The organism is Bradyrhizobium sp. BRP22, from assembly GCF_020194175.1.
Lineage (GTDB): Bacteria > Pseudomonadota > Alphaproteobacteria > Rhizobiales > Xanthobacteraceae > Bradyrhizobium.
Window position 1 is genome coordinate 318,644 of sequence record NZ_JADYVX010000005.1, and the last position, 26,863, is coordinate 345,506.

Annotated in this window: 28 protein-coding genes, 1 tRNA gene and 1 pseudogene; 21 read left to right on the plus strand and 9 right to left on the minus strand. The window is 62.1% G+C overall.

Going from position 1 to position 26,863, the window contains the following annotated elements:
- Window positions 1–2: 2 nt before the first annotated feature.
- A complete protein-coding gene (locus I6F35_RS10030) occupies window positions 3–542 on the minus strand; it encodes a DUF4142 domain-containing protein (RefSeq protein ID WP_225117475.1) in 540 nt (179 codons plus the stop codon).
- Window positions 543–736: 194 nt separating this feature from the next.
- Here I6F35_RS10030 and I6F35_RS10035 point away from each other — a divergent pair, with 194 nt between their 5' ends.
- Both I6F35_RS10035 and I6F35_RS10040 read left to right on the plus strand, forming a co-directional pair.
- A complete protein-coding gene (locus I6F35_RS10035; protein WP_225117476.1) occupies window positions 737–970 on the plus strand; it encodes a hypothetical protein in 234 nt (77 codons plus the stop codon).
- 53 nt (window positions 971–1,023) lie between these two features.
- Window positions 1,024–1,590 carry a phosphatase PAP2 family protein gene (locus tag I6F35_RS10040; protein ID WP_225117477.1) on the plus strand — a complete coding sequence of 189 codons (567 nt, stop codon included), beginning with the start codon at window positions 1,024–1,026 and terminating at the stop codon, window positions 1,588–1,590.
- Window positions 1,591–1,601: 11 nt separating this feature from the next.
- Here I6F35_RS10040 and I6F35_RS10045 read toward each other — a convergent pair whose 3' ends face one another.
- The gene (locus tag I6F35_RS10045) at window positions 1,602–4,319 is read right to left on the minus strand and encodes an EAL domain-containing protein (RefSeq protein ID WP_225117478.1); all 2,718 of its coding nucleotides are present in this window, start codon (window positions 4,317–4,319) and stop codon (window positions 1,602–1,604) included.
- Window positions 4,320–4,558: 239 nt separating this feature from the next.
- Between I6F35_RS10045 and I6F35_RS10050 the strand changes: the two genes are divergently transcribed.
- Window positions 4,559–5,257, plus strand: coding sequence for an ABC transporter permease (locus I6F35_RS10050; RefSeq protein WP_225117479.1), 699 nt, complete (start codon window positions 4,559–4,561; stop codon window positions 5,255–5,257).
- Here I6F35_RS10050 and I6F35_RS10055 read toward each other — a convergent pair.
- Window positions 5,231–6,046 carry an extracellular solute-binding protein gene (locus tag I6F35_RS10055; RefSeq protein WP_225117480.1) on the minus strand — a complete coding sequence of 272 codons (816 nt, stop codon included), beginning with the start codon at window positions 6,044–6,046 and terminating at the stop codon, window positions 5,231–5,233. The two genes, I6F35_RS10050 and I6F35_RS10055, sit on opposite strands and share 27 nt — an antisense overlap.
- A gap of 155 nt (window positions 6,047–6,201) precedes the next feature.
- Between I6F35_RS10055 and I6F35_RS10060 the strand changes: the two genes are divergently transcribed.
- The 5 genes from I6F35_RS10060 to I6F35_RS10080 all read left to right on the plus strand — a co-directional run bounded on the left by I6F35_RS10060 (window position 6,202) and on the right by I6F35_RS10080 (window position 13,384).
- Window positions 6,202–6,429, plus strand: a complete 228-nt coding sequence (locus I6F35_RS10060; RefSeq protein ID WP_225117481.1) for a hypothetical protein — start codon at window positions 6,202–6,204, stop codon at window positions 6,427–6,429.
- A 62-nt stretch (window positions 6,430–6,491) separates the two neighbouring features.
- Window positions 6,492–6,857, plus strand: coding sequence for a hypothetical protein (locus tag I6F35_RS10065; protein WP_225117482.1), 366 nt, complete (start codon window positions 6,492–6,494; stop codon window positions 6,855–6,857).
- 112 nt (window positions 6,858–6,969) lie between these two features.
- A complete protein-coding gene (locus I6F35_RS10070; protein WP_225117483.1) occupies window positions 6,970–8,184 on the plus strand; it encodes an efflux RND transporter periplasmic adaptor subunit in 1,215 nt (404 codons plus the stop codon).
- Complete coding sequence (locus I6F35_RS10075; RefSeq protein WP_225117484.1) at window positions 8,177–11,407, plus strand: CusA/CzcA family heavy metal efflux RND transporter; 3,231 nt, start codon at window positions 8,177–8,179, stop codon at window positions 11,405–11,407. The genes I6F35_RS10070 and I6F35_RS10075 overlap by 8 nt, the downstream gene beginning before the upstream one ends.
- A gap of 138 nt (window positions 11,408–11,545) precedes the next feature.
- Window positions 11,546–13,384 (plus strand): nucleotide pyrophosphatase/phosphodiesterase family protein, encoded by a 1,839-nt coding sequence (locus I6F35_RS10080; RefSeq protein ID WP_225117485.1) that lies wholly within the window; start codon window positions 11,546–11,548, stop codon window positions 13,382–13,384.
- 33 nt (window positions 13,385–13,417) lie between these two features.
- On the opposite strand, the gene I6F35_RS10085 is transcribed toward I6F35_RS10080, so the two are convergent.
- A complete protein-coding gene (locus I6F35_RS10085) occupies window positions 13,418–13,960 on the minus strand; it encodes a hypothetical protein (protein ID WP_225117525.1) in 543 nt (180 codons plus the stop codon).
- Window positions 13,961–14,372: 412 nt separating this feature from the next.
- Between I6F35_RS10085 and I6F35_RS10090 the strand changes: the two genes are divergently transcribed.
- Window positions 14,373–15,032 carry a peroxiredoxin gene (locus I6F35_RS10090; RefSeq protein ID WP_225117486.1) on the plus strand — a complete coding sequence of 220 codons (660 nt, stop codon included), beginning with the start codon at window positions 14,373–14,375 and terminating at the stop codon, window positions 15,030–15,032.
- 242 nt (window positions 15,033–15,274) lie between these two features.
- A complete protein-coding gene (locus I6F35_RS10095) occupies window positions 15,275–15,550 on the plus strand; it encodes a hypothetical protein (RefSeq protein WP_225117487.1) in 276 nt (91 codons plus the stop codon).
- Between the two features lie 1,100 nt (window positions 15,551–16,650).
- Here the strand turns inward: I6F35_RS10095 and I6F35_RS10100 are convergent.
- Window positions 16,651–17,094: a hypothetical protein gene (locus I6F35_RS10100; RefSeq protein ID WP_225117488.1), complete on the minus strand. Its 444-nt coding sequence runs from the start codon at window positions 17,092–17,094 to the stop codon at window positions 16,651–16,653.
- Between the two features lie 225 nt (window positions 17,095–17,319).
- On the opposite strand from I6F35_RS10100, the gene I6F35_RS10105 reads away from it, so the two are divergent.
- From I6F35_RS10105 to I6F35_RS10145, 9 genes and pseudogenes are all read left to right on the plus strand, one after another.
- On the plus strand, window positions 17,320–17,580 hold the full coding sequence (locus tag I6F35_RS10105; RefSeq protein ID WP_225117489.1) for a hypothetical protein: 261 nt from the start codon (window positions 17,320–17,322) through the stop codon (window positions 17,578–17,580).
- Window positions 17,581–17,675: 95 nt separating this feature from the next.
- Window positions 17,676–17,752 (plus strand) — tRNA-Arg (locus tag I6F35_RS10110).
- A 351-nt stretch (window positions 17,753–18,103) separates the two neighbouring features.
- Window positions 18,104–18,673 (plus strand): hypothetical protein, encoded by a 570-nt coding sequence (locus I6F35_RS10115; RefSeq protein ID WP_225117490.1) that lies wholly within the window; start codon window positions 18,104–18,106, stop codon window positions 18,671–18,673.
- Window positions 18,670–19,125 (plus strand): hypothetical protein, encoded by a 456-nt coding sequence (locus I6F35_RS10120; protein WP_225117491.1) that lies wholly within the window; start codon window positions 18,670–18,672, stop codon window positions 19,123–19,125. Before I6F35_RS10115 ends, I6F35_RS10120 begins: the two co-directional genes overlap by 4 nt.
- A 489-nt stretch (window positions 19,126–19,614) precedes the next feature.
- The gene (locus I6F35_RS10125; RefSeq protein ID WP_225117492.1) at window positions 19,615–19,923 is read left to right on the plus strand and encodes a hypothetical protein; all 309 of its coding nucleotides are present in this window, start codon (window positions 19,615–19,617) and stop codon (window positions 19,921–19,923) included.
- A gap of 283 nt (window positions 19,924–20,206) precedes the next feature.
- Window positions 20,207–20,704, plus strand: a pseudogene (locus tag I6F35_RS10130) (SOS response-associated peptidase family protein); the annotation flags it as partial.
- Between the two features lie 225 nt (window positions 20,705–20,929).
- Complete coding sequence (locus I6F35_RS10135; RefSeq protein WP_225117493.1) at window positions 20,930–21,727, plus strand: hypothetical protein; 798 nt, start codon at window positions 20,930–20,932, stop codon at window positions 21,725–21,727.
- 202 nt (window positions 21,728–21,929) lie between these two features.
- Window positions 21,930–22,163 carry a hypothetical protein gene (locus I6F35_RS10140; RefSeq protein WP_225117494.1) on the plus strand — a complete coding sequence of 78 codons (234 nt, stop codon included), beginning with the start codon at window positions 21,930–21,932 and terminating at the stop codon, window positions 22,161–22,163.
- 435 nt (window positions 22,164–22,598) lie between these two features.
- Window positions 22,599–22,862: a hypothetical protein gene (locus I6F35_RS10145; protein ID WP_225117495.1), complete on the plus strand. Its 264-nt coding sequence runs from the start codon at window positions 22,599–22,601 to the stop codon at window positions 22,860–22,862.
- Between the two features lie 272 nt (window positions 22,863–23,134).
- On the opposite strand, the gene I6F35_RS10150 is transcribed toward I6F35_RS10145, so the two are convergent.
- The 4 genes from I6F35_RS10150 to I6F35_RS10165 form a co-directional block, all read right to left on the minus strand.
- Window positions 23,135–23,623, minus strand: coding sequence for a PaaI family thioesterase (locus I6F35_RS10150; protein WP_225117496.1), 489 nt, complete (start codon window positions 23,621–23,623; stop codon window positions 23,135–23,137).
- Window positions 23,624–23,641: 18 nt separating this feature from the next.
- Window positions 23,642–24,217 (minus strand): Ada metal-binding domain-containing protein, encoded by a 576-nt coding sequence (locus I6F35_RS10155; RefSeq protein WP_225117526.1) that lies wholly within the window; start codon window positions 24,215–24,217, stop codon window positions 23,642–23,644.
- 159 nt (window positions 24,218–24,376) lie between these two features.
- Window positions 24,377–24,838, minus strand: a complete 462-nt coding sequence (locus tag I6F35_RS10160; RefSeq protein WP_225117497.1) for a hypothetical protein — start codon at window positions 24,836–24,838, stop codon at window positions 24,377–24,379.
- A 93-nt stretch (window positions 24,839–24,931) separates the two neighbouring features.
- Window positions 24,932–25,216, minus strand: coding sequence for a GYD domain-containing protein (locus I6F35_RS10165; RefSeq protein ID WP_225117498.1), 285 nt, complete (start codon window positions 25,214–25,216; stop codon window positions 24,932–24,934).
- Between the two features lie 225 nt (window positions 25,217–25,441).
- Here I6F35_RS10165 and I6F35_RS10170 point away from each other — a divergent pair, with 225 nt between their 5' ends.
- Together I6F35_RS10170 and I6F35_RS10175 are read left to right on the plus strand one after the other, a co-directional pair.
- Entirely contained in the window at window positions 25,442–26,101 is a 660-nt protein-coding gene (locus I6F35_RS10170) for a hypothetical protein (RefSeq protein ID WP_225117499.1), read from the plus strand.
- Between the two features lie 329 nt (window positions 26,102–26,430).
- Window positions 26,431–26,607: a hypothetical protein gene (locus I6F35_RS10175; RefSeq protein ID WP_225117500.1), complete on the plus strand. Its 177-nt coding sequence runs from the start codon at window positions 26,431–26,433 to the stop codon at window positions 26,605–26,607.
- Window positions 26,608–26,863: the final 256 nt, after the last annotated feature.

A 26,863-nucleotide genomic window follows, 5' to 3' on the forward strand; every position in this document is an offset into this window, starting at 1 on the left:
CGTCACTTGCGATTCTTGTCCAGCGCCTGCGCCATCTCGAGATGATGCCGCAGCGCCGGCAGCGTCTTGCCGGCCCATTCCTTCAGCTTCGGATTGTCGCCGCCGTTGGCGTAGCGTTCGAACAGCGAGACCGCATCCTTGTGCGCACTCACCTGCATCGGGTCGTACTGGCTTGCAAAGCTCTCGGGCTTGGTGTCGCGCAGCTTGTCGAGCTTGCTTTGCGCGGACGAATCCAGCCCCGATGGAAGCTGCGCGCCCTCGCCGCTCGTGACCAGGCCCTTCAGCTCGTTGCTTGTCTTGGTGTGATCGGCGATCATCTGCGCCGCGAACCTCTTCTCCTCCGCGTTGCCTTTCTGCTCGGCGATCTTGCCCGCCTCGATCTCCAGCATGTCGCTGATTGCGGCTTCCTTGACGAAATCGGCCGTCGAGGGAGCGACGCCCAACACCGAGTTGACGCCGGTCTTCTCGCCGACCGATTGCGCGGCTGCCGAGGTGGAAATGAAGGCGACGGCGATCACCGTCACCACGATCGATCTTTTCATAGGCTTGCCTCTCGTTAAGGTTGTGAGCGGCAAACCCGTGGCTGGAATTTTCGTTCCTATGAGCGTTCACCGCCTCCGACGCGAGGATTTACCGCGGCGGCGTTTCGTCCTTCGAAGGCGAGCCTGCCGGACCCGTCGTTGATTTCGGAGGCTGCGCGGGAGCGCCGTTGGGACCTCCGCTCCGATCCGCTCCCATGCCTGTGGTCGTGCCTTCCCGCATGCTGTTCGGCGTGGCCGGCTCGGGCACATTCGCGCTGGGATGTCCGGGCGAATCGGTGTTCCTGCCCTGGTTCGATTGCGCCATGGCGCTGGAACTTGCGAGCGCGAGGGCAGCAGTCAAAAGTAGCTTGTTCATGATGATCTCCTTGTTGAGCACCACGCGGTCAACGGGTCCCTATTCGATGCGTTCCGCAGGGCCAGAAGAATGACGCCGCGAAACCATCACGGCCGTCAGAGGTTTATAGTCTCGAAGGAGAATCTGATGGCGCGTTTTCGGGTCCAGCCGACCCGCGCTGACAAGGCGATAGCCGGCGCTGTGTCGGAATACACGACGCCGACAACCGAGCGGGCCGCCAAGGTGCTGACTTGGGGCGCGGACGAGCACGTACTCTGCGCGCTTGCGCTGGGCTGGTGGCTCTATTCGCTCGACAAGGACGCGAGGCAGCGCCGCAACAGCAACCACATCCTTCTGACCGCGATCGTCACGACCGCTCTTCCCCACCTGCTGAAGACGGTGTTCGACCAGGAGCGCCCAGATCGGCAGACTGCGCGCGGCCACCTTCATGGCGTGCCGTTCTCCGGCAAGCCGTTGGACGCCTTTCCGTCTGGTCATGCGATTCACGTCGGCGCAATCGCCTCGGCCGCAACCGTGCTTGCGCCGGCCAAGCGCAATGCCGTCTGGGCGATCGGCGGAGGCCTTGTGCTGACGCGCGTCGTGCTGCTTGCGCACTGGATGAGCGACGTCGTTGCCGGCCTTGCGATCGGCGCGCTGACCGAGCGGCTGCTGCGCTTCATCACGGGCTACGGCAGGGATCGGCGCGGACGCTGAAGCCTCGCCGATCAGGCGGCGTCCTCCACCTCGGCCGCTTCGGACGCCAGCATCGCCCGGATCTCCCGCGCCGTGCGCGCCGCGCTGAACAGATAACCTTGCATCTGAGTACATCCCAGCATGTGCACTGTGTCGCGCTGCTGCTCGGTCTCGACCCCTTCCGCCGTCGTGATCATGTCGCGGTCAGCCGCGATGCTGACCACCGCGCGGATGATCGACGCAGACGAGCTGTTGCGGGTGACTTCCTTGACGAAGCTGCGGTCGATCTTGATCTTGTCGAATGGGAAGCGCTGCAGATATTGCAACGAGGAATAGCCGGTTCCGAAATCGTCCAGCGCGATGTGAACGCCGAGCCCACGGAGCTGGTTGAGCGCGACCAATGCGGCATCATCGTCCGCGATCAGCACGGCCTCCGTGATTTCGAGCTCGAGGCGGCGCGGATCGAGTCCGCTCTCGGCCAATGCCGCCGCGACCTTCAGCGATAGCGCCTCCGACTTGAACTGAACTGGCGAGACGTTGACCGCAACCCGCACATGGGCGGGCCAGGTGGCAGCTTCCGTGCAGGCGGTCCGTAGCACCCACTGCCCGATCTCCTCGATCAGGCCGGTCTCCTCCGCGACCGGAATGAATTCGGCCGGCGATACCATGCCGCGCACCGGATGCCGCCAGCGCACCAGCGCCTCGCAGCCGGTTACCTCGTCGCTGCGCAGATCGACCAGCGGCTGATAGTGGATTTCAAATCCGCCCTCCACCAGCGCGGTGCGCATATCGGCTTCGAGCTCGCGGCGGAGTTTGGCCTCCTGCTCCATCTCCGGCTCGAAGAAGCGGTGAGTGCGGCGTCCGGCAGCCTTGGCAGCGTACATCGCAAGGTCCGCGCGCTTCAATAGACCGAGCAAATCAGTGCCATCCCGCGGCGCGACCGCAATCCCGATGCTGGCGTCACCGGACAGACGATGGCCATGGCAATCGAATGGCGCCCGCAGCGCCTGATAGACTCGTTCGACCAGCACGCTGACGTCATCATCGGCGGTGACGCCGCGCTGCACGATCGCGAACTCGTCCCCGCCGAGACGGGCGATGAAATCCTCCGGCCCGATCGACCGGCGCAATCGTTCGGCGACACCCTTGAGGAACTCGTCGCCGATCAAATGGCCGAGCGAGTCGTTGATGCGCTTGAACTCGTCGATGTCGGTATAGAGAATCGCGAACTGCACATGGGCCGTCTCGAGCAGCAGTCCCTCGGCGTGACGCTGGAACAGCGTCCGGTTCGGCAGATTGGTCAGCGGATCGTAATGGGCGAGATGTTCGATCTTCGCCTCGACCCGCCGCCGCTCGGTCACGTCTTCCATCGTCGTGGCCCACCCGCCGTCGGGCGAGCGCTTGAAGATCATGCGGATCGTTCGTCCATCCTGTGTCGCGAAATGGCTCTCGCCGACGTCGCTCTGGTTCGGCCCGATGAAACGCGCGCAATATTCGTCGACATCGCCGAGAAAGGATCCGATCGATTGACGATGCAGCACGAGGTCACGCAGGTGGCATCCGGGCTTGGCGACATCAGGCGATACGCCGAGCATATCGAGATAGCGCTGGTTGCAGATCACGAGCCGGCCCGACGCGTCGAACAGCAGCAAGCCCTGGGTCATGTTGTTGACGGCGGTATCGAGGTGAAAGCTCTTCTCCGACAGCTTCCGCTGCGCGGCGTCGTGCTGGCGCTGCAGTTGCCTCACGATCAGAAAGATCGTGATCATGACCACGACAATCGCCAGGACCGCGGCACTGAACTGCAGTTTCGTCTGCGCGCGCCAGTCGGCGAGCGCCGTCGAGGTCCTGGTCGTGGCAACGATCAGGATCGGGAAATGAGTTAGCGGTCGAACGGCGCCGATCTTGTCTTCGGCATCTTCGGAGCTGAAGCGCCCCGAAATGTTTCCATCAAGCGTCAGCGCCTTCTGGAACGACGGGAGACTGGCTACGCTCTTGCCGACCGCCCCGTCGTCCTTGGGATAGCGGGCGATGACGGTGCCGTCGCGATGGATCATCGAGATGATGGTGTCGCCGTTCAGCGCCAGGGATGCGACAAACTCCTCGAACTGGCTGGATTCGACACCCCGGCTGGAAAAGCCGATGATGGCGCCACTGCGGCCGACGATCTTGCGGGCGAACAGCATCGTCCACTTGCCCGTGACGCGGCTCACGGCCGGCTCGACGATGACATCAGGTGTCGGCTTGCCGGAGGTAAACTCCCTGAAATATTGCCGATCCCTGACGTTCAGGTCGGGCACCGGCCACATCTCGGAGGAATTGATCAGCCACCCATCGGCATTGAACAGGTTGAAGCCACCAACATGCGGCAGGGCCGCAAGCCTGGTGCGCAGCATTTCGTGCGCGCTCAGGAGTGACATCGTCTTCTCGAACTGATCGGCGGTATCGACTCCATCAGCCCGCATATAGGCGACGACATCATCATGCACGTGCTGGAGATCGGAGAGCTGCTGATCGAAATGGCGGGACAGCAGGAGCGCCGTGTTGGAGAGTTCGCGTTCGGCAAGATCGAGCGCGCGCTGGCGGAATTGCAGCGCCAGGTACCCGGTGCCGAGCCCGATCGCGACCACAAGCGCTGCCGCGCACAGGACGAGCCAATGGATTGCGCTCAATCGCAAGGCCGCCATGGCCGCCAATTTCGGCCACCACCGGCTCCGTAAGATCTGGCTCTTGGCCGAGCTGTCTGACATTTCCCTGCCCCTGCAAGCGCTTGTTGTAAGGGGCACAACCCAAGAGAGCGTTAGGAAAATAAGTTATCGAGCAGTTAACATGGAACCTTGCTTCTGAGCGTTGCCGGATTTGGACCGCGACATCGCTGCGCAGCATTGGACCTTATGCAGTTTATGAGAGATTGAGATGTTTGCTGGATGATGCCCGTGGGCAATCTTCATTCGGGCGATCTCACCGGGGCAGCCAAGCGCACAACAGAATGAACGATTTCATGCAATCGGTGGCGACGGCGCTCTCGCTGATCGTCAGTCTTGACCCTGAGCTGATCCGCATCGTCCTGTTATCATTGCGCGTCAGCCTGTCGGCGAGCCTGCTGGCGCTGCTGATCGGCGCGCCCCTCGGGATCCTGCTCGCGATCAGTCGGTTTCAGGGCAGGCAAGCCATGATCGTGCTGGCGAATGCCATGCTCGGCCTGCCGCCGGTGGTGGTCGGACTGGCGCTTTATCTCCTGCTGTCGCGTTCGGGTCCGCTCGGCTTTGCCGGGCTGCTGTTCACGCCGGGCGCCATGGTTATCGCGCAGACCTTTCTCGCCACGCCGATCGTGGTCGCGCTCGTGCACCGTCCGGTCTCGCTGTTGTGGGCGGAATATTCCGATCTCATGCGGACCGATGGCCTCTCGCGCCTGCGCAGCATGGCGCTGTTGTCGTCGCTTGGCCGTGCCTCGTTCTTGACCGCGTTCCTTGCCGCCTTCGGCCGCGCCATCGCCGAAGTCGGCGCCATCATCATCGTCGGCGGCAACATCCGCGGCTACACCCGGACCATGACGACCGCGATCGCGCTGGAAACCAGCAAGGGTGAGTTGCCGCTCGCGCTCGGACTTGGCCTGATCCTGCTCGGCCTCAGCGTGACCGTGAGTACGGTCGCCTTCCTGCTAGTCGGACGCGTTGGGGAAAAATAGCTGCTCACCGCCGACCTTGTAGTCGGCGATCACCTTCTGCCCCTCGGCGGAGATCAACCAGTCGACGAAGGCCTGCCCATCCTTGGCCTTCACGGCTGGGTGCTTGGCCGGATTGACGAGCATCACGCCATACTGGTTGAACAGGCGCCGATCGCCCTCGGTCAGGATCGCGAGATCGCCGCGATTCTTGAACGACAGCCAGGTGCCGCGATCCGAGAGCACATAGGCATTGTCGGATGCGGCCATGTTGAGCGCGGGGCCCATTCCCTGCCCGATCTCGCGATACCAGGATCCCTTGTCGACCGCGATGTCGATGCCGGCCTCCTTCCATAGCCGCAGTTCGGCCTGGTGCGTACCGGAGCGGTCGCCGCGCGAGACGAAGGTCGCCTTCGCGGCGGCGATCTTCTTCAGCGCTTCCGTAACGTCCTTGCTGCCGGCGATGTGCGCCGGATCGGCCTTCGGCCCGATCACCACGAAATCGTTGTACATGACCTCGTGGCGCTTGACGCCAAAGCCTTCGGCCAGGAATTTTTCCTCTGCCGGGCGATCATGCACGAACACCACGTCGGCATCGCCCCGCCGTCCGATGTCGAGCGCCTGGCCGGTGCCGACTGCGACCACCTTGACACCGATCCCCGTCGCCGCCGTAAAGCGCGGTAAGAGGAAATTGAACAGCCCGGACTGCTCGGTCGATGTCGTCGACGCCACGGTGATTGAGTGCTCCTGCGCGAATGCGCTGGAAATCATGAGAAGCGTTGCGACCAGAATTCGTGCGAGCATTTTCCTCATCTCCGCAAGGTCCGATGTTTTGCACGTTTACTTGGTCTCGGCCTGCCCGACCATAGCAAGGCGATCCGACGTCCGGGCTTTACAATCCCCTCAAACTGCGCGACTCCCTCGTCACGCCGTCATGGTTGGCGTAACAGGGAAACTGCAAGAAGCTGATGGACGCATTGACGATCTTCGGGCTGTTCGCCGTCACCATCATGCTCGTGTGCTATGCGGCCGAAGACCGCAGCCCATGGTTCATCCTGGCTTTCGCTGTCGCCTGTGCGCTCGGCTCAGCCTATGGCTTCCTGCAAGGCGCCTGGCCGTTTGGGCTGGTCGAGGCGGTCTGGGCGGTCGTCGCATTGCGGCGCTGGATGCTCAAGCGGCTGCCGGCGAAGGCGTAACGTTATAGTATTCAGCGATCTCCTGCCTTGAATCGGTACCGGGGCGGCGCTAACAAGCCGACATGGACTCGCGCTTCGCCACACCGGTTTCTTCGACCTGCACGGCCCCGTCGCGCCGGTGGCGCAGCCTGCTTGCGGGACTGATCTCGCTGGCGCTCGTGCTGTCCTTCTTTCACGGTCTCGGCTTCGACAGCGACGATGCAGTACCGGCGCTGTCGATCGCGCAACTCGCCGGTGATGCCACCGACAAGGCTCCCATCCATCCAGCACCGCTCCATGGCGACCACTGCCTGACTCACGTATCGACAGTGGCAACCCAGGATACGTCAGTCACGATCGAATACGCCCCGCACGCCTATCGCCTCCTCGCCGTGCGTGCCCCGGATACGGCTGAACCGATCTCTCCCTTCAAGCCACCGCGCGCCTGATCCGATCGGCATGACCGATCTGGCCGCTGCCTTCCGGCAGCGGGTCTTGCTTGCACAGATTGCAATGACGGCAGCGCGGGGCTTCGGACCCGCGCGCGGTGGGAAGGCACATATGAGACGGATTCTTCTTTTCGTTGCCGGCATCATCGTCGGCGGCCTCGGTATCGCGATTTGGTCACATTGGCCGCTGTCGGGCACGCATGCGCACCTGGAAACGGCGACGGGCGGAGTGGCAAAAGCCGAAACCGAAGATCACGGAACCGAGCGCATCGCGCTGAGCGACGAGCAGATCAGGGATGCCGGGATAACGCTGGCTCCGGTCGCAGGGGGTACGCTCAAGCGCCACTTCCTGGCGCCAGGCTCGCTTATTCCCGACGCTGACCATATCGGCCGCGTCTCCGTGCGCGTGCTGGCGACGGTCGCGGAACTGCGCAAGCGCCTGGGCGACAATGTCGAAAAAGGCGAGATCGTCGCCGTCATCGAAAGCCGGGAGGTCGCGGATGCCAAGAGCCAATACCTCGCCGCGCGGCTGACCAACGATCTGCAGCAGACGCTCTACAACAAGCAGAAAACGCTGGTCGAGAGCCGGGCCATGTCGGAAAATGAATTCCTGCGCGCCCAGTTGAACGCCAATGATGCTCGCATCAAGCTCGACGGCGCCAGGCAAAAACTGTTCGCGCTGGGGCTGTCAGAGAGCGAGATCGCCGACCTCCCGAACCAGCCGCCGGAAAACCTGCGCGAACAGTATTTGCGTGCGCCGATCTCGGGTCGCGTGTCGGAGCGGCGCGTCGACCTCGGCGGGCTGATAGGCCGCGAGGGCCAGGAAAGCGAGCTGTTCGTCATCGTCAATCTCGACGATATCTGGGTCGATCTCGCCGTCTCTCCCGAAGACATCGCCGCCGTGCGCGAGGATGGATTGGTCACGATCCGCGCCATCGGCAGCGACGATGAAGCGGTCGCACGGGTGATCTTTGTGAGCCCCCTGCTCGATCGCGAGACCCGCAACGCCCGCGTCATCGCAACCCTGCCGAACCGGGATCACCGATGGAGGCCCGGCACTTTCGTGACCGCGGAAGTGCCGCTCGGCGGTGAACCCTCCAAGGTGATCGTCTCGAAGAAAGCGCTGCAGACGGTCAAGGGCAGCGCGACCGTATTCGTGCGCAATGCCGACGGGTTTGAGGCGCGACAAGTGCGTACCGGCCGCGAGGATGATGACGACATCGAGATCGTGAACGGACTTGCGCCGGGAGAGACCATCGCCGTCGCCAACACATTCACGCTCAAAGCCGAGTTGGAAAAGGCCGAGGCGGAGCACGGCCATGATTGAAGCGATCATCGGCTTCTCCATTCAGCGCCGCTGGGTGATCGTCGCGCTCTGCGCCATCGTCATGGCGCTCGGCGGCTTCGCGCTGACGAAAGTCTCGATCGATGCGGTGCCCGACATCACCAACAAGCAGGTGCAGATCAACACCACGGCCCATGCGCTGTCGCCGCTCGAAATCGAAAAGCAGGTCACCTTTCCCGTCGAGACAGCGCTCGCGGGCGCGCCGGGCCTGGAGAGCACGCGCTCACTGTCGCGCAACGGTTTTTCGCAGGTGACCGCGGTCTTCAGCGAAGCCACCGATATCTACTTTGCGCGCCAGCAGGTCAGCGAACGCCTCGCCGAGATCCGCGCGCGCTTGCCGCAGGGCATCGAGCCGCGGATCGGTCCGATCTCGACCGGGCTCGGCGAGATCTACATGTGGAGCGTCCGCTTCGCCGACGAAGCGGTCGAGGCCGACGGCACGCCGGGCCTGCAGCGCGACGGCAGCTTTGTCACCAGCGACGGGGCACGGCTCAAGGGCGAGATCGAGAGGAGCGCCTATTTGCGCACCGTGCAGGACTGGATCATCAGGCCGCAGATCAAGACTGTTCCCGGCGTTGCCGGCGTCGATACGATCGGCGGCTATCTCAAGCAGTACCAGGTCCATCCGGATGCGGCGAAGCTGATCGCGCTCGGCCTGACCTTTGCCGATGTGGCTAACGCGATCGAAACCAATAATGTCAGCCGGGGCGCGCGCTACATCGAAAAGAATGGCGAGGGCTTCGTCGTGCGCTCCGGCGGGCGCATCGAGAACATCGAGGAGCTCGGCGCCATCGTCGTCACCACGCGAGGCGGCGTGCCGGTGCGAATCCGCGACATCGCGACGCTGACGATCGGCGGCGAGAGCCGCACGGGCAGCGCCAGCGAGAACGGCCGTGAGGTGGTGGTCGGCACGGCGCTGATGCTGATCGGCGCCAACAGCCGCACCGTGTCGTCGGCGGTCGATGCGCGGCTGCGCGAGATCGCGCCGACGCTGCCGCCCGGTGTCGAGGTCACGACCGTGCTCGACCGCACCCAACTGGTCGACGCCACCGTCGCGACGGTAGCGACCAATCTCGGCGAGGGTGCACTGCTGGTCATAGCCGTGTTGTTCGTGCTGTTGGGCAATTTTCGCGCAGCACTGATCACTGCGCTGGTGATTCCCGTGGCGATGCTGATGACCGCTATCGGCATGTGGCAGGGCCGCATCAGCGCCAATCTGATGAGCCTGGGCGCACTCGATTTCGGCCTGATCGTCGATGGCGCCGTCATCATCACCGAGAACAGCCTGCGCCATCTGGCGGAGCGCCAGCGCGAACTTGGGCGCGCCCTCTCCCGCGACGAGCGGCTGGCCACGGTGCGCGCCTCTGCGGTCGAGATGATCCGCCCGAGCCTGTACGGCCAGGCCATCATCCTCCTGGTTTACGTGCCGCTCCTCACCTTCACCGGGGTCGAAGGCAAGATGTTCACGCCGATGGCCGTGACCGTGATCCTGGCATTGGCGTCGGCATTCGTGCTGTCGCTGACGTTCGTTCCCGCCGCGATCGCCATCGCGGTCACTGGGCGCGTTCAGGAGCATGAAAGCTGGCTCGTTGCCGCCCTGAAGCGGCTGTACCGGCCGCTGCTACGCTATGCGATTGCGGCCCCCCTGCCCGTCGTCGCAACGGCAGCCGTGCTGTTCGCCGCTGCACTCGCGGGCTTCACGCGCCTCGGACAGGAGTTCATCCCGTCGCTGGACGAGAAGAACATCGCCATGCATGCGCTGCGGATTCCCAGCACTGCGCTATCGCAATCGCAGGCGATGCAGCTTGCGGTCGAGAATGCCGTCAGCCGTCTGCCGCAGGTCGCCTTCGTCTTTTCCAAGACCGGCACGGCCGAGGTCGCGAGCGACCCGATGCCGCCGAACGCGTCCGATACCTTCATCATGCTGAAGCGGCGCGATCAATGGCCGAATCCCTCGATGAGGAAGGAGGAACTGGTCGAGCAGATCGCAAAGGCTGTCAATCGCGTTCCCGGAAACATCTATGAGTTCACCCAACCGATCCAGATGCGCTTCAACGAACTGCTGGCGGGTGCGCGCGGCGACATCGCCATCAAGGTGTTCGGCGACGAGTTCGAGCCGATGCTGAAGGCGGCCAACGAGGTGGCCTCAATCCTGCGCTCGGTGCACGGGGCGACCGATGTGAAGGTGGAGCAGGCCGGCGGCCTTCCCGTCCTCGACATCAGGGTCGACCGAGCCGCGATCGCTCGCCGCGGTCTGAGCGCAGCAGCGGTGCAGGACGTGATCGGCGCCGCAGTTGGCGGCCAGGAGGCAGGCGTCGTGTTCGAGGGCGACCGTCGGTTCGACATCGTCGTGAGGCTGCCGGAAGGCTTGCGATCCGACCTCGAGGCGCTCGGCAATCTTCCGGTGGCGCTGCCCAGAGCAACGCCCAACTCGCCGGTCCAGAGCCTGCCGCTCAACCGGCTGGCGCGCTTCTCCTTCACCGAGGGACCGAACCAGATCAGCCGCGAGAACGGCAAGCGGCGCATCGTCATCACCGCCAATGTCCGCGGTCGCGACCTCGGCTCGGTCGTCGCGGAAGCTCAGGCCAAGGTCGGCCAGCACGTCAAGTTACCGCCCGGGTACTGGATGAGGTGGGGCGGACAGTTCGAGAACCTTGCGGCCGCCCGGCAAAGACTCGGCATCGTCGTGCCGGCGTGCTTTGCATTGATCTTCCTGCTGCTGCTCGCCGCCACGGGATCGGCGCGCGATACGCTGCTGGTGTTCAGCGCCGTGCCGCTCGCGCTCACTGGCGGCATCGCCGCGCTCTGGCTTCGCGGCATGCCGTTCTCGATCTCGGCCGCGGTCGGCTTCATCGCGCTGTCAGGCGTCGCCGTATTGAACGGCCTCGTGATGCTGAACCTGGTCCGCAAGCTCCATGACGACGGCATGCCGCTGCGAGAGGCCGTCGAGAATGGCGCCCTCACCCGGCTTCGCCCGGTCGTGATGACCGCGCTCGTGGCGGCGCTCGGATTCGTGCCGATGGCGTTCGCCACCGGCACCGGCGCAGAGGTGCAAAAGCCATTGGCAACGGTGGTCATCGGCGGCCTGATCACCGCCACCCTGCTGACGCTGGCCGTCCTCCCGGCGCTCTATGCACGGTTCGGCCAGCGGGATGAGCAGGCCGCCGAACAGCGGGCCGGGCTACCCAGCGCCGCACACAACTGAGCGCCATGGGACGCCCGGGGAGACGAACTCGACAGTTCGACGGCCATCGTGGTCTGATGTAACAATTCTGTCATACAGCAAAACTAAACGGGTGCGACGATCGATCGCAGAAGCTGCTTCTGACAGGGGGACATGAAGATGCGCCGCACCATTGCGTTGTTATCGGCAGGCTTGATCACGCTCGCAGCCGGGGCCGCATCGGCGCAGAACAATACGCCACGTAACGTGATCCTGTTCATCCCCGACGGCCTGCGCTCCCGTATCGTCACGCCGCAGACGGCGCCGACGATGGCCGATATCCGCGACAAGGGTGTCAACTTCAAGAACGCGCATTCTCTGTTTCCGACCTTCACCATGGCCAACAGCTCGGCGATGTCGACCGGCCACTATCTCGGCGACACCGGCACTTTCAGCAACACGATCTACACCGGCTATTCTTCGGCGCCCGCCGGCGACACAGTGGTGCCGTTCATCGAGAACGACGCGGTGCTGGCCGACATCGACGAGCATTTCAACGGCGATTATCTCAACGAAGAGACCATCCTGAAGATGGCGCGCGACAAGGGTTTCAGCACCGCGGCCATCGGCAAGGTCGGCCCGACGCTGCTGTTCGACCATACCGATCGCGGCAAGCACACGATCATCTTCGACGATTCCACCGGCGGCAAGAGCGGCGTTCCGCTGTCCGACGAGGTGAAGGATGCCCTCGCCAAGGCCAGCCTGCCGCTGACGACGCCCAGCCGCGGCGACAACGCCAAGGCCGGCGACGCCAGGACGCCCGGCACCACCGTCGCCAATGTCGCCCAGCAGGCCTATTTCGCCGACGTCGCCACCAAGGTGGTGCTGCCGATGTTCAAGGCGCGCAACAAGCCGTTCGTGCTGGTGTTCTGGTCGCGCGACCCCGACGGCAGCCAGCACAACACCGGCGACAGCCTCAACACGATCACGCCCGGCATCAACGGGCCGACCTCGATGGCCGGCATCAAGAACGCCGACGACAACCTCGCGCAATTGCGCAAGGCGCTCGACGAACTCGGGCTCGCCTCTTCCACCAACATCATCGTCTCCGCCGATCATGGCTTCTCGACGATCTCCAAGGAGAGCAAGACCAGCCCCTCGGCCAAGGTCTCCTACGACGACACGCCGAAGGATTTCCTGCCGATGGGCTTTGTCGCAATCGACCTTGCGAAGGCGCTCGACCTGCCGCTGTTCGATCCCAACGACAAGAACGCCCGCGTCGCCGACAACGCCCATCCCAAGGCCGGCAATGGCGTGCTCGGCCGGGATCCCGCCAAGCCCGATGTGGTTGTGGCCACCAATGGCGGGTCGGACCTGATCTATCTGCCGAAGCGCGACAAGAAGCTCGCCGAGCGCGTCATCAAGGCGCTCCTGGAGCAGGACTACGTCAGCGGCCTCTTTGTCGATGACCGGCTCGGGCGCTTCCCCGGCACGCTGCCGATTTCCCAGCTCAATCTCAGGGGCAAGGCGGTGACGCCGACGCCGTCGATCGTGGTCAATTTCCGCTCCTGGTCGTCGGGCTGCGAGGAGCCGACCAATTGCTCGGTCCAGGTTGCCGACACCATCCTGCGTCAGGGCCAGGGCATGCACGGCAGCTTCAGCCGTGGCGACACGCTGAACTTCATGGCGGCGATCGGACCTGACTTCAAATCCGGCTATGTCGATCCCCTCCCCGTCAGCAACGCCGATATCGGCATGACCGTCGCCAAGCTGATGGACCTTCGCACCAGCGGCAATGGCGGGCTGGAAGGCCGGGTGATGTCGGAAGCCTTCCCGAACGGCATCGTCCCGAAGATGGCCGACGGCACCATCACCTCGAAGCCCGCCGCCAACGGGCTGCGCACCGTGATCAAGTTCCAGCGCGTGCTCTCGACCCGCTATTTCGACGTCGCCGGTTTTCCGGGGCGGACGCTGGGGCTCGAGGTCGAGAGCGGCAAACAGAAAACGGCGGGGAAATAGCCCCCGCCGCTCATACGCTTCTCATCGGGTGACTTACACCAGCCCGATATCGAACACATTCGGCAGCTGCACCAGCGGCAGCGCCGCGGCGCCGACCAAAGTGGCGACCATCGCTGCGAGCGCGTGGCTGGTGCGGCGGCTGCCACGCATCTGGCTTGCGATCCACTCCAGCACCTTGGTGTCGATATTGGCGGCGTGCGCGGGCGCCCAGCTCTCGATGTCGGTGTCCGGCGACAGCGCGACGTTGCGCGGCGGCACCGGCAGGCCGGACATCGATGCGGCGTGATGAGCGACCGCCTTGGCCAGCAGGTCGTCGAAACGACCGTCGTCGCTGCGCTCGGCGGCGGCTTCATTGATCTCGAACAGCGCCGCGACCTCCTCCCGGCTCACCGGCTGGTGGGCAACGGCGGAGGCGGTCAGGATGCGCGCGCACCAGGCGGCATCGTCGGCATCGAGCGCTCGGGAAAAATGGATGCGGCCCTTGGTGGTGGGACCTTCGCCGGTGATCACGCCATCGCGTACGATGGTCAGCGCATGGGCGGCAGTTTTCCGGCAGGACGGTTGCAGGGCGACCATGACATCGGTCGCCTCGATACTAGGGGCAGACATAGCGAGACTTCTCAGTTCCTTATTTCAGTCCAGCATTTCCATGCCGGCGTAAACGAGTGGTTACCGATTCGAAACCGGCGTTCCGACATTTGTACATAGTTGCCGATTGGTCGCTGTGACAGCCGTCACGGTTCGGACCTCTTAGCAGGTTGGGCTCGGAGATGGGGGCCATAAACGGCAAATCCGTGGTCTTGCGGGAGCTATGGGTTTTTTCGCCGCAGGCAGGCCGATCAAAAGAAATTGCTCGGGGTTCCGTCACAAAAGAGAATGATTTCACCTTTTAGCTACAGTGGTTCACTTAAGTCCTTGCAGCGCTTATAATCTCAGCCCACCGAGAACAAGAAATTCTTTAGCCACTTCAATAGCAGGAGGCAAAACCATGACACTCCCGATTGGCGCTACCGCCCCCGATTTCGAGGCCGAAACCACCGAGGGCAAAATTAAATTCCATGACTGGATCGGCAATAGCTGGGCACTTCTGTTCTCGCACCCCAAGGATTTCACGCCGGTCTGCACCACCGAGCTCGGCGCGCTCGCCAAGCTGAAACCGGAATTCGATAAGCGCGGTGTCAAGCTGATGGGCCTTTCCGTCGATCCCGTCGACCGCCACGCCAAATGGTCCGTTGACATCGAGGAGACCCAGGGCGCCGCGCCGAACTATCCGATGATCGCTGACACCGACTTCAACGTCTCCAAGCTCTACGAGATGCTGCCCGCCTCGACCTCCGGCGATCCCCTGACCCGCACGCCGGCGGACAACCAGACCGTCCGGAATGTCTTCATCATCGGTCCTGACAAGAAGATCAAACTGGTGCTGGTCTATCCGATGACCACCGGCCGCAACTTCCAGGAGATACTGCGCGTCATCGACTCGCTGCAGCTCACCGCCAAGCATCGCGTCGCGACGCCCGCCGACTGGAAGCAGGGCGAGGACGTCATCATCGCGGGCTCCGTCAGCGACGACGAGGCCAAGACGATCTACCCCGAAGGCTGGAAGGCGCCGAAGCCCTACATCCGCATCGTCGGGCAACCGAAGTAAGACCTCGCGCCATCGATACCCGACCATCATGCCCGGTCCTTTGCCGGGCATGATGGAGTTATTCCAATTTGCATTTTCTTCTCCCTCCGGATTGCCCTCTCCGCCTTCAAATCGCGCATCGGATCAGAGCGATCGCGCTTGCCGACTAAGCCGAAGTGCGCAGTGTGCAAATGACGACATCGATTTGACGCTTCCAAGAATCGGGCTATCGTTGTGGTCTCGTTCAACTGTTGGGGGATGACATGGACGACGACAGGCCCGTAATCGACCAGGTGACCGACACGCTCGGCGCCGCCGCAACGGCAACCACCGAAGCCGCCGCGACAACGGTGAAGAAGGTGCGAAGGGCCGCCAAGAAGGTGGCGAAGAAGGTAGCGCCGGCGAAGAAGAAGAAAGCAACGAAGACCAAGAAGGCTGGCAAGAAGACCGCCAAGAAGTCGGCAAAGAAGGCCAAGAAGGCGCCGAAGAAAGCCGCCAAGAAAAAGAAGGCCAAGAAAGCAAAGAAGGCGAAGCGCTGAGCGCGGGCCGCGGACCTCGCGTCAGCGTCGGTCCGACGAAGGCCGGGACGACAGCATCGTTGCGAGCCACCGGGTCGGCGCGAAGCGCCGCCCGATGACAGGCTCCACGAAGCAATCCACGGCGCGGCAAGCGGTGAGATGGATTGCTTCGTCGCTTCGCTCCTCGCAATGACGGCCGCCGAGTTCTGATTCAAATGTCAAACAGCTTCTCCGCGGTCATCGTCCGCGAAAGCGGACGATCCAGTATTCCAGAGGCAGTGGTGCTTGAGCCGAGAAGCCGCCGGGTACTGGATGCCCCGCCTGCGCGGGGCATGACGGTGGAGTGTGGGAAGAGGATGTGAGTTCGCATTCTCGCGGCATTGATTGCCCGAGCTTTGCGTCTCGTTTCGCCCTCGCATTGAAGTGAGGGCGCAGGGAAAGCCGGGTGCCGGTTGCACCCGTGGGCCCCGTGCAACAAAAAGCACGGGGGTAGGACCACAGGTCAACCGGAGCAACACCGGCTTTCCCTGCGCGATGGTTTACAGGCTTACTTCGTGCTCTTCTCGGTGACCGGGCTTTCTTGCCACCGCCATCTCTCGCGCGAACCTCTTCGCGCAAAAAACTTAGCGCCAGCGTCGGGGCGCCAGAACCACACGACTTCGCCGTCCACGGATAGCTGCGTTCGTCGTTCACAGCACCCGCGTCCACCGCATCTCACCGCAACGTTCGTGACGATCGCGAGCCGCCCCTCATCCGCGCTGAGACGCGCGGAGTTAAATCACTGATTTGCCCGACGACGGAAGCGGAATGTTTTTTGCGCGAGGAGTGGACAGGGCAAATCACCATGAAATCGCTGGCGAATTTTTCTCCACCGTCATTCCGGGGCATCGCGCAGCGATGAGCCCGGAATCCATTTCACCACTCGCTCCTGTGGCCCGATGGATTCCGGGCTCGTCCTCCGGACGCCCCGGAATGACGGAGACCGTGGCCCATCCCTCGAGACGCCGCTTGCGCGGCTGCTCGCGATGAGGAGCGCATCAAGTCGGGGCACTCGTTAGCGCGAGCCCGACAATGACGATTGAGGATTGGGGAGTGTACGAACGGCCCGAAGCGCCCCGGCGCTACCACTCTTCCGGGCAGGGATCGACGATCTTCCAGAGTTCGACGCCGTTCTTGATCTTCTTCATTTCGGTGGTCAGCCCGCCGTTGCGGCGGATCCAGTCCTTCACCGTCTGCGGGTAATAGGACATCAGGTCGGAAGTGCCATCGAGACTCGTGACCTTGATGCCGAAGGTGAAGGCCTTGTCGTAATAGGCCTGGTGGAAACCGACGCTTGCCCTGGGGGTGACGCAGATCTTGTTCATCGGCACGATGCCGAACACCAGCGTGCAGGCGGAATTGCAGATGCCGTCGATGATGACGCGCTCGCCGCGGTCGCGGATGCGCTTGTACTTGGCCTTGTACTCGTCGACATAGCCGCCATGGTCGCGCGTGATGTGCAGCACCGCGCGCGCCGGCGCCACGGCGAGAGCAAGGAAGACCAGGGCAAGAAGCGTGATGCGCATGAACAAATGTGACGCGTAGCCTTGGTGGCCTCAAAACGGAGCCGGCTGTAACGCCCGGACCAGACCCCAAAACTCTGGCCGGACTGTGTTGGGAAACCGTTAAGCATCAGGAAAGGGCCAAAAATTGACGTGATGTGGCCGATTTCCCGCAGTTTTTCCCTGCGAACCGCGCTAAATGAGGGGCCGGATCGGCCAGAATCGCCCGGCTGGCCCTGGAGACATACAATGCCAAGACTGAAGTTGTTCGCCGCCGCAGCGGTGCTCGCCGCCCTGGCCGCCGCGCCAAGCGTGGCCGACGCCCGCCATTACCGCCACCACCGGCACCACGCTTGGCACCTGCCCTACCAGATCAGCTACCTCCACAATTACGGCCCGGGCCTGACGCCCGGCAGCTTCGCCTATTACGACGGCCCGGCGACGGTAAAATGCCGCCAGAGCGCCTCGGCCTATATCGGCCAGGATGGTCGCCGCCATCCCTGTTTCTGAAACGAGATGGGGCGGGACGCCGTGCGCAGGGCACCGTTCCCGCTCCACCCCGCTGGCCGTTCCGGCCCAACTCTGATAATCGACGCGAACGGCACGCGCTCGTAGCTCAGCTGGATAGAGCATCGGATTTCGATTCCGAGGGTCGGGAGTTCGAATCTCTCCGAGCGCGCCACGCAACCACCTCCTAAATGTCTGGGAAATCCTTACGTTTTTGCCGATGCGACCCCTTCCGGGCATCCCCGAGTCGGTGAGAACACAAGAGGATCAAACTGGACATTAGAGGGGTCTAGCGGACCCAGAGTCCCAGAAAAACTCCCAGACTCGTTCTCTGCCTGTTCAGGGGTCCACAAGGGCTACTGCATCGGCTGCCCGTTCGACATCGGCAAGCCGCCGACCGAGACCGGCGAAGTTGAAGCGCGCAAGACCGACAGTGGACAAAAACAGCCACAAGTTGTTAGCGTGACGCGCTGAACGGGGGCGCAACGGCATGGATTAGATTGAGCTTTATAATCGATTTTTTGGGGTGAAAATTTTTATCAAAACGCGACCAAAGGCGCTTTCCAGAATATGGTTCGTACTGACGGTCGCCGGCGTTTTGACTTCGCTGATCTTTCTCCTGTTCGATCCCGAAGGATGGCTGGGAAAGATCGTAGGTATTGTCGGCGTTTTGTCTGCAGCCGGTATCGCTGGCTGGATTGAGGGCAAACATTCCGAAATCATTAGAATCGATGAGGATAAGCCGACCTTTGTTACGGACCTTCTTGTTCGCAAGCAGATTGTTCAAGCAGCGTTTGCCGTCATTCTATTGCTTCTCCCATTGGCGAAAGGCATTTACAGCCAAGACTATGTTTCGATTGGCATCGTTATCGCGTCGGCTACTGTGATCGGTGCATTCACGTGGTTAACGAAGCTTCGAACTAAACGCGGCGTCTTCGCGGATAATCCGTTTGAAGTGCTCGAACTGATTAGCTTTATTATCGCAAGTGGGAAGTCCGGAGGGCTCCCACCCGGCTTGCGTCTGAGTCGCAGGCATTCCGAAGCTACCCAGAGGGTTAGATCTCCACAGGAAGCAGTGGGGAGCCCGGCTTCATGAACGAATCCTCTAGTCTTGTCCTTCGGCTATTGATGAAATCACTCGGAGCCGGTCATCCGATCAGGTTCGCTATCGGCTTGGCCATTGGCACCGTGATCAAGATGGTAATCGATGCTCTGTCACTCGCTCTTCCTGAGGTCCTATTCCTGAAAGGAATTTCCTCGTACCAAATGCATTGGTACCTCTTGGCCTCGGCCCCACTTGCGTTCGTGCCCATGGTGTTTGGAAAGCGAAATGCGCCGGAGTCAGTGGTGCACACCATAAATACGATCCAAGCACTGCTAGATCGAGCAAAGCTTTCAAAGCCAAACGAGCAGATGCTCTGGCGCGCTCTGCTCGAAAAGTACGTGAGCGCGGCCACACCGGAACTGAGCAGCACGCCGGATCCCAAACAACTGTTTGATGAAGCCTTAAAAGAGCTTCCTGTCTCGGATGACCCTGCAACCGAATAGCGGCACTCAGAATCGCGCTGCGCGAGAACGCGGCCGGGCAGCGCGATTCGATCTAAATACGATCAATATTTCTTTGGGGCATCTTCCACATAGATTTCACACCTAGCGAGATCGAAGCCTTCTGGCGCGCTCGTCGGCACACAACAAGGTGAAACGCCAGTTCAAGGCCCGCTCCGCTCGCACCGTCGGCAAATGGGGCTAGCAACCCTCGTTCGCGTCGTCGCGCCGCATTTCGTCGCCGGCTTCGGACCGACGGCGTTGTGCGGCGCGCGGCATCGATCATCTGATCCGAAAGCTGGAGCTGGTGCATCAATTGTGCAGCGTCGCGACCACAACCATCGACAATTGGTTCAATGGCGAGAGCAAGTCGGCCGCGAGTGAGAATGGTCATGGGCGCTGAGCTAAAATTGACTAGCTGAATATTTGGGTTCCTGAGGAACAACAGCGCGCGATCACCGTATCGTCCTGATAAGATGAGAGGAAAGAACCATGAAGACGATCTATTTCGCTTCGGTTTTTGGCGCCACGCTTTTGGCAGTCACCAGCTTCGCAAACGCACAAGGAACGGGCGTTACTGCAAACCGCGATCAGGGCGTCACGCCCAAGCAATGCTGGGATGTAAGCAGCAACATCATTCGCGAAAAGAACCCCACTTCCGCTGGTGCATCAGCGTCGGAAAAGGCACCTGAAACTACTGTGGGTTCAACCACGTCCGGCCCCACCGGTTCTGGCGCTTCTGGCTCAACCAGCTCCACTGGAAATGCGTCGGCACGTCCGGCGGGAATGCCAGATTGCTGACACACACACTCGCTCGGTCTCGTGCCTTGTACACGATGGTGGCCGTTCATGATGGTCATCTGAGTGGTTGATGTCTGCCCGGCACGGGCTATCTTTGTTCTGGCGTCTGCCGGGCCCGATCCTAACAGGATGGGTACGAAGTCCAGGGAAAGCATTTTCGGCGCGTCAGTCCGCGCCGCAGCCGAGCAGGGAGCCGAGGCGCGGAAGGCCGCCGACCGGCTCGCTTGCGAAGCCCGGAACAAACGCATGCTGGCCTTCCGGGGCCCGGCGCAGCCCTCGCCGGCGCTGGGGCATGCCGCCACCGCCGCGCACCGGCGGCCCGCCCGTCACCAACATCCGCAATACCAGCTCGCCGCACTGGCGCGGCTGGCTGAAGCCGGAGAACCGCTGCCTGGTCCCTTTCAACAGCTTCGCCGAGTACGCGCCGGAGCCCAACCCCGAGACGAAGAAGAAGGACGTGGTCTGGTTCGCGCTCAATGATGACCGGCCGCTGACGTGCTTCGCCGGGATCTGGACCGAATTCAGAGGCGACCGCGGCAGGAAGTCGAAGCCGATCCCCGGCCCCCACCTGGTCTACGGCTTTCTCACCACCCGGCCGAACGCTGTCGTGGCGCCGATCCACCCCAAAGCGATGCCGGTGATCCTGACGACCGACGAAGAGCGCGACAATTGGCTGCGCGCGCCATGGGATGAGGTCAAGGCCCTTCAGCGGCCATTGCCCGACGACGCCTTGAAGATCGTCATGCGCGGCCCCGACAAGGAAGACAAGGCAGCGGTCTGAAGTTCACCCCCGATCGCCCTTATGCGGCCCCAGAGAAGACCGCCCACAAGCTGATGGAGCCCGCGCCGCATGATCATGACGAGTCACGGTTTGGCCCGTAGCTCGAGCCGAGAACATAGTTCGGCCTCCTCGGCTGTGTTAACAACGCCAATACAGTTCCAGGGCGAGCTGACAAAAAAGAGGACGTGACGTGCAGGTGCCATTGTATTTGATCCGGAGCACCAAATGGATACCACGCTAGACAACAGGCTCGCAGAACGGCAGATCGCGGAGCAGCTTTCGAACCTGGCGCGCGAAACGGGAGACAGTGCTTCGACGCCGACCAGCGTGAAGGCGTCTCGGGCCCCGCTGGCAACCACCCATCAATTTGTGAATTGGCGCCATGTGGTACTCATCTGCTCTCTGTTGGCAGCATCCATTGGTGTTGCTTGGTGGTGGTCGTCCTCCGCTCATACGGCGATCAAGACACCCTCGGACCCTGCACCTCTGGCGCAGGCCCCGCCGGGAGCAGTCGCGCCGCCAGACGCCTCGCCGTCTGCCGTCGCCCTGTATTCCGTCTTGGCGCAGCAGCTCCAGCCGATGACGCGCGATCTGGCTGCCTTGAGGCAAGCGGTCGAACAGCTCCAGGTGAGGCAAGAAGCATTGGTCCGCGACAATGAAAATGTTGCCAGCCAACTTAAGGCGGGCCAGGAAGAAATCGCACGTAACAAGGGTATCATCGACGAGATCAAGGCGACCCAGATCCAGATGGCGCGCAAAAGCCAGACGCTCACCGAGCGCCTCAACACCACCCGAGAGCAACTCGCGCGCGTCATCGCCAACACTTCAGCGCCAAAGGTGATGCCTGAGGAACCAAAGGCGAGCCCCGAAGAGCCAAAGGTTATGCCCGAAACACCCCTGCCGCGTCCGCGCCCCTCGGCCAACGTCGCCCAGATGCCGAAGCCAAAGCCGGTACCACCCACAGCCCAGCCGCAAGCCAAAAATCCGCAACCGTCGTTGATATGGCCATGGTCGGCGCGCTAATGCCGAGACAGACTTTGGAGCGGGGCGGCTCCGGATGCACGAGAGCCGCGCCTACGTGAAGATCACGCCGGAAGGCGCCGAGTTGTTCGCGTAGAAAGTCCCTTGATGTGCTGTTGGCGAGATTTCGGAACACCAGAGATGGATGCGAGTTTAAATACGGCCGCAGTCTAGGCGGAGGCCCGAGACAAGGACGGGCCGAACCATGACAACCTTCCGAACCGACCAAGTTGACAACAATCGGGTGAACATCAAGCGCACCCCGAATACGCTGGCCGGGTCGATCGCCCGGGTCGACGATCACTGGCATGTCGAGATCATGTGGAGCGGCCCTGGCGGCGCCATCACCTACGAGGCACCATCACTGCCCCTCGCGTTGGCGTTTATGGATGGGGTCGACGCGGCATTCGATCGGGTGCTAATGCTCGGTGAGTACTAAAGCCGCAGGCCAACAACGCATATTGCAGCCACGCGGTAGGATCAGAACCCTACCATCCATTGCATCTAATTCGTCGCCGACCACCGGAAGAATGTCCCCACAGGTTGGCGGCCCAGCCTACCGGCATTGAAGCTTTTTTGCGCACGATTTACATGCGCTAATGTGCGTTAGTGCCGCGCGGAGGCATGTTAGCTATGCGATAGGGATGAGGTCAATGGATGCCGTTGAGCGTGGTTTCCTGGCTTGCGCGTGCGTCGGGTTTGTAGTTCTCGCCGCAGCGATTTGGATGATGTAGGGCTGCAGTTTTGGACGACCCGGCCATCCCCTGCTCTCAGCCTGGCCTAAGCCTGATGAGAAAGCACCGCAGCGCGACAAGTAGGAACTACAATCAGACCAATTGGTTTAGGCCGCATCACTCTAGAAGGAGATTAGGTGATGAAGGCGAAACTTGCGTTAATTGCAGTTGCCATCGCTGCTCTGGCCGGTTCTGGCCTCACTGCGGATGCGAAGGGGAAAAAGCAGTATCGGCAGCAGTCCACGATGGGATCATCCTCGAGCATGGCGAGGGATGCAGATCGAATGAACAGGACGCCCGGGATGACCACAGGCACGGGCCGAGGCGCCGCCAATCCTTCCAGCCAAGGAAATGTCGGTCCGGGCACTGACAACCTTACCGGCAAGCAACCAGGCGGCAGATAAACCGCAACGGCCGTCGGGGACCCGGCTAGAGCGTTTTCGAGCGAAGTGGATGCCGGTTCGCGTGAAGAAAACGCGTCAAGGCAAGAATCTAGAGCTTCGGTTCTGATTCAATCAGAACCGAAAATGCTCTAGGCCTACGGAGCACGACCGCGCCTCACACTGGCGATCGAGCGCGGCCGCCTGCTGATGCACGAGAGAGCGGCGCCGCATGTAAAGCTGATGCAGGCGGCCGCCGAGCTGTTTGCTTAAAGAGGCCGCCATCCAGGCGAGCCTTACGGTGCTGCAACCTGCTCAACCCCAAAAATGAGACACGTCGTTGTGCCGTGAGCGAGCAATCGACCCTTGTTGTCCGTGACACGTCCTTCGGCCGTGCCGATGCGGCGTCCACAATTCAAGACCACTCCTTCGGCTCTGATCTGGCCGGTTTCCGCCGTGATTGGGCGCACAAGCGAAATCTTGAATTCGAGCGTCGTCTGAGCTACGCCTCTCTCCAGCGTCGATTGGACCGCGAGCCCCATACAGCTATCGAGCAGGGTCGCCGTAAGACCGCCATGCACCGTGCCGGCTGGATTCAGGTGGGCGCAGGTTGGAGTGAGCGTCACGACAACACGACCGCGCGTAGCTTCGGTCACGTCGTACCCCAAGGTCTGCGCCAAAGTGTTGAGAGGAATCGTGCCGCTGGCAAGGCCCTGCACAAATTCCAATCCGCTCATCGTTTTCTGTGTCTCGGCATCCACCGTTCCGAAGGTCTTGATCGGCATCATATCACCCCGTCTCGCTCAGCTCGTTATCGTCTTGGCGAGGCTTTTCCGAAAGGCCGAGGGTGACCGGCCATAGATCCGGCTGAAACATGCTCTCATGCGTCTTGCACTCGAAAAACCGGCACGCCTGGCGACGAGAGGAATTGGAAGATCGGTTTCATCGAGAAGACGCTTTGCGCGTTGAACGCGAAGTGAAAGCGCGACTTGCAGGGGCGAAGCATCGAGGTGCTCGGCAAACAGGCGCGCGAGGTGCCGAGATCCTATGCCGAGACGATCGGCCAATGCTTCGACATCGCTTCGATCGAGTGCACCGTTTTCGATCAGCGCCAGCGCGCGCTCGATCGTCGTCCTGGTGCCCTTCCAGGCCGGGCAGAATGGAGCGGCCTCCGGCCGACAGCGGAGGCACGGTCGAAAACCCGCGTGTTCTGCGGCGGCGGCACTGCGATAAAACTTCACGTTCCGAGAGAGCGGAGTTCGCACCGGGCAAACCGGCCGGCAGTACACGCCCGTTGTCTTGACCGCCACGAACACCAGGCCATCCCACGCCGGATCGCGTCGCCGAAATGCTTCATATTGTGCCGCGAAGTCGAGCATGCGATTGCTATAATGACCATCGCCGCACGTGGCCAGCTGTTCTCGAAGATCAGGTCGGAAAACGACCGCGGCCAGGACGGCACGCGCTCGTAGCTCAGCCGGATAGAGCATCGGATTTTGATCTCAGAGAGTCGGGAGTACAGCTAGCGACATGCGCCTTCACGGGCGCTCGTCGCGGGGTTGTTCTCCCGGGCCATACTCACGCGCGATGAAGTCCTCAAGCCACAGCGAGCCATTCCCCTCGGAGGGAACGCGCGTCGACTGCAACGGCCTCGTCCAGTTGCACGCCTGCGGGTGATAGAAGACGTCTCGACCGCCCTTCGCCAGGATCGCGAAAAAGAGGTAGCGTTGTCCGAGTTGGAAAGAGAACTCGCAGTCCAGCGTTGCGTAGACGTCCATCAGCTTGACGGTGCGAGTGAGCCTTTCATGGCCCTTCCACACGCGCTCGACCGCAATGAGCCAAGCGTGGTGATCTGCCTGGACGACCTTGCCGGTGAACACATATTGGGCGCGGTTGAAGCCGGCCTCAGGAGAGATGGGATCGCATGGACATGCGCGTGCAACGCCCGCGGCCCACATCGAACAGATCGCCAGTACGAGGAGCTTCGCCAGCCTCTTCACTCTTCCCGACTGCCTTGCTCTGTGCTCCCTGCTGCTGCGCGCGCGAAGGGTGCCGCAGCTCGCGCAGGAATGCCGTGAGCCATCACCCGGCACTCAGCTCGCCGCGTCCTTGAGCGCGGCTTCGAAGCTCTTTGCATCGAAGGCCGGCATACTCTGGATCCGCCCCAGACCATGGGTGGCGTACCAGACGGAGAACGCGAGCATCGCTCCCTCGTTCGGGGCATCGACGATGTCGACGAAATCGTAATAGCCCTGCGTGTAGTGGATCGACTCGACCTTGATGCCCAGCTTGTCGAGTTTTGCCTTGGCCTTGCCGATGCGCTCCGATTGCTTGCTCGCCCATTCCGGGCTCAGATTACCAAGCAGCACATATTTCATGGCAACCTCCACGTGATGTTGATCATGATGCGCGAAGGAACCGCAGGATTATACGCCTTCCGGGGATCCGTGCCATGTCGTTGTGCGCAGCGGGAACGGCAAGATACGGCCTCCCCGGCCCCCGCATCTTGTCCGGCCTCGCCCTGTTCGGAGGCCCCAACGCCGTGAGCGCGTGGAGGATGCCGCGGGCTGTTTCTCAAACGGGTGGCGCAGGATCACTATCGGTTGAGCCGGGTGATCGATTTCAATTGTTACAGCAGAGGGCACTCAACCCGCGTTAACGGTTCGCCAAGAAATGTGGCCGACCGATGTGCGATTTTGGGGAAGAAGAGCAAGGCTGCATCAAGGAGCCGGAGCTACCGGCAGAAGACTCCGCTGGTGAAGGGAACGTTTGAGCGCGCACGAGCTCTTGAAGCCAACGAAAGGCCAAGGCGGAGGAATACATGCGGGAATAAAAAAGCCCGCACCCAAACCAAGGCGTGGGATGTCCTTTTTGCGCGAGTGGTTGTGGCGGGAGACAAGAATCTCGCGATGCGTGCCCACGAAAGCTCGGTGCTCACGAACGCTTCAGAACGAGTTGCTTTGCTGGACAACGGGTTCGCGCGCTTGATGCATCCGCTTCCACAGAAAGCGGGCGGGGCTGATGGAAGCTTCGGTGCCCATGTGCCCTGGATGGAGCCGAAGGCGCGGGAGCGGATAGCTGACCTCCCGCTCCCGCGTCATCTGAGGACTGTTGTCATGACCTATGTCGATCTTCTCGTGAGCTTTATCTTCTTGCTCCTCATCTACCTCGTGTTCGAGGTGAATGCGCTTCGTGAACTGATCTTGTATAGCCTGGAGCCGCCACGAGACGGCAACTTTGATGATGGTCATCCGAGCGGTTGATCTCCATCCGGCATGGACCAGCGTCCCGCGGATAGAGGCGGAAAGCACGTTTAAAGAGGAACGCGCCAGGCTCAAATCCCGGCTTTGCGACGACAGGCGCAACTCGGTTCAATATCCGAAGTGACGATCGGGGTGATCTCCTTGCGCCGCCAAGTCTCCCCACAGAAGCCGCGCTTTACTCTTGCACGACAGGATCGCGGTCAGGCATCTTGCCTGACGTAATGGCCAGCCGGCTCCGCGCCGGCAAGCCATCCGCCGACTGGTCCTCGGGCCGAAGGCGAAGGGGAATTGGTCCGGCCGGTCGAGGGCCGCAGTTCACGAGGAATGCAATGGCCGCTATCTCAGTTTTGATCGGCGTTCTGATTATTGTGGTTGTCGGGGCGATCTGCTTTTGGGCCATTGACCGGTTTGCCCCGGATGGTCGGCTTGCAAACTTGCTGAAGCTGCTTGTGGTCCTTGTCTGCCTCGGAGCGATCGTGCAGCGGCTGCTGGCGCTCACCTACTAGAGCGGCGGCCGTACGGCCCTGTCGCGCGCCCGCCGGCCAGATCATATAAAGCGGCAGCGCGTACCGGCGCTTGCGGGACGCCGACCGTCGGGGCGTGCAGCCTCGCGTGCCGGTAAATACCCTTACCTCTTTTTCTTCGGCGACATTTCGCCTGCCGAGCCGGCATCACCTCCGCCGGCGGCGCCTGAACTCGAACCTGCACCTGCGGCCCCACCCGATGAGCCGCTCGAACCGCCGCTCGCGCCAGACCCGGCCC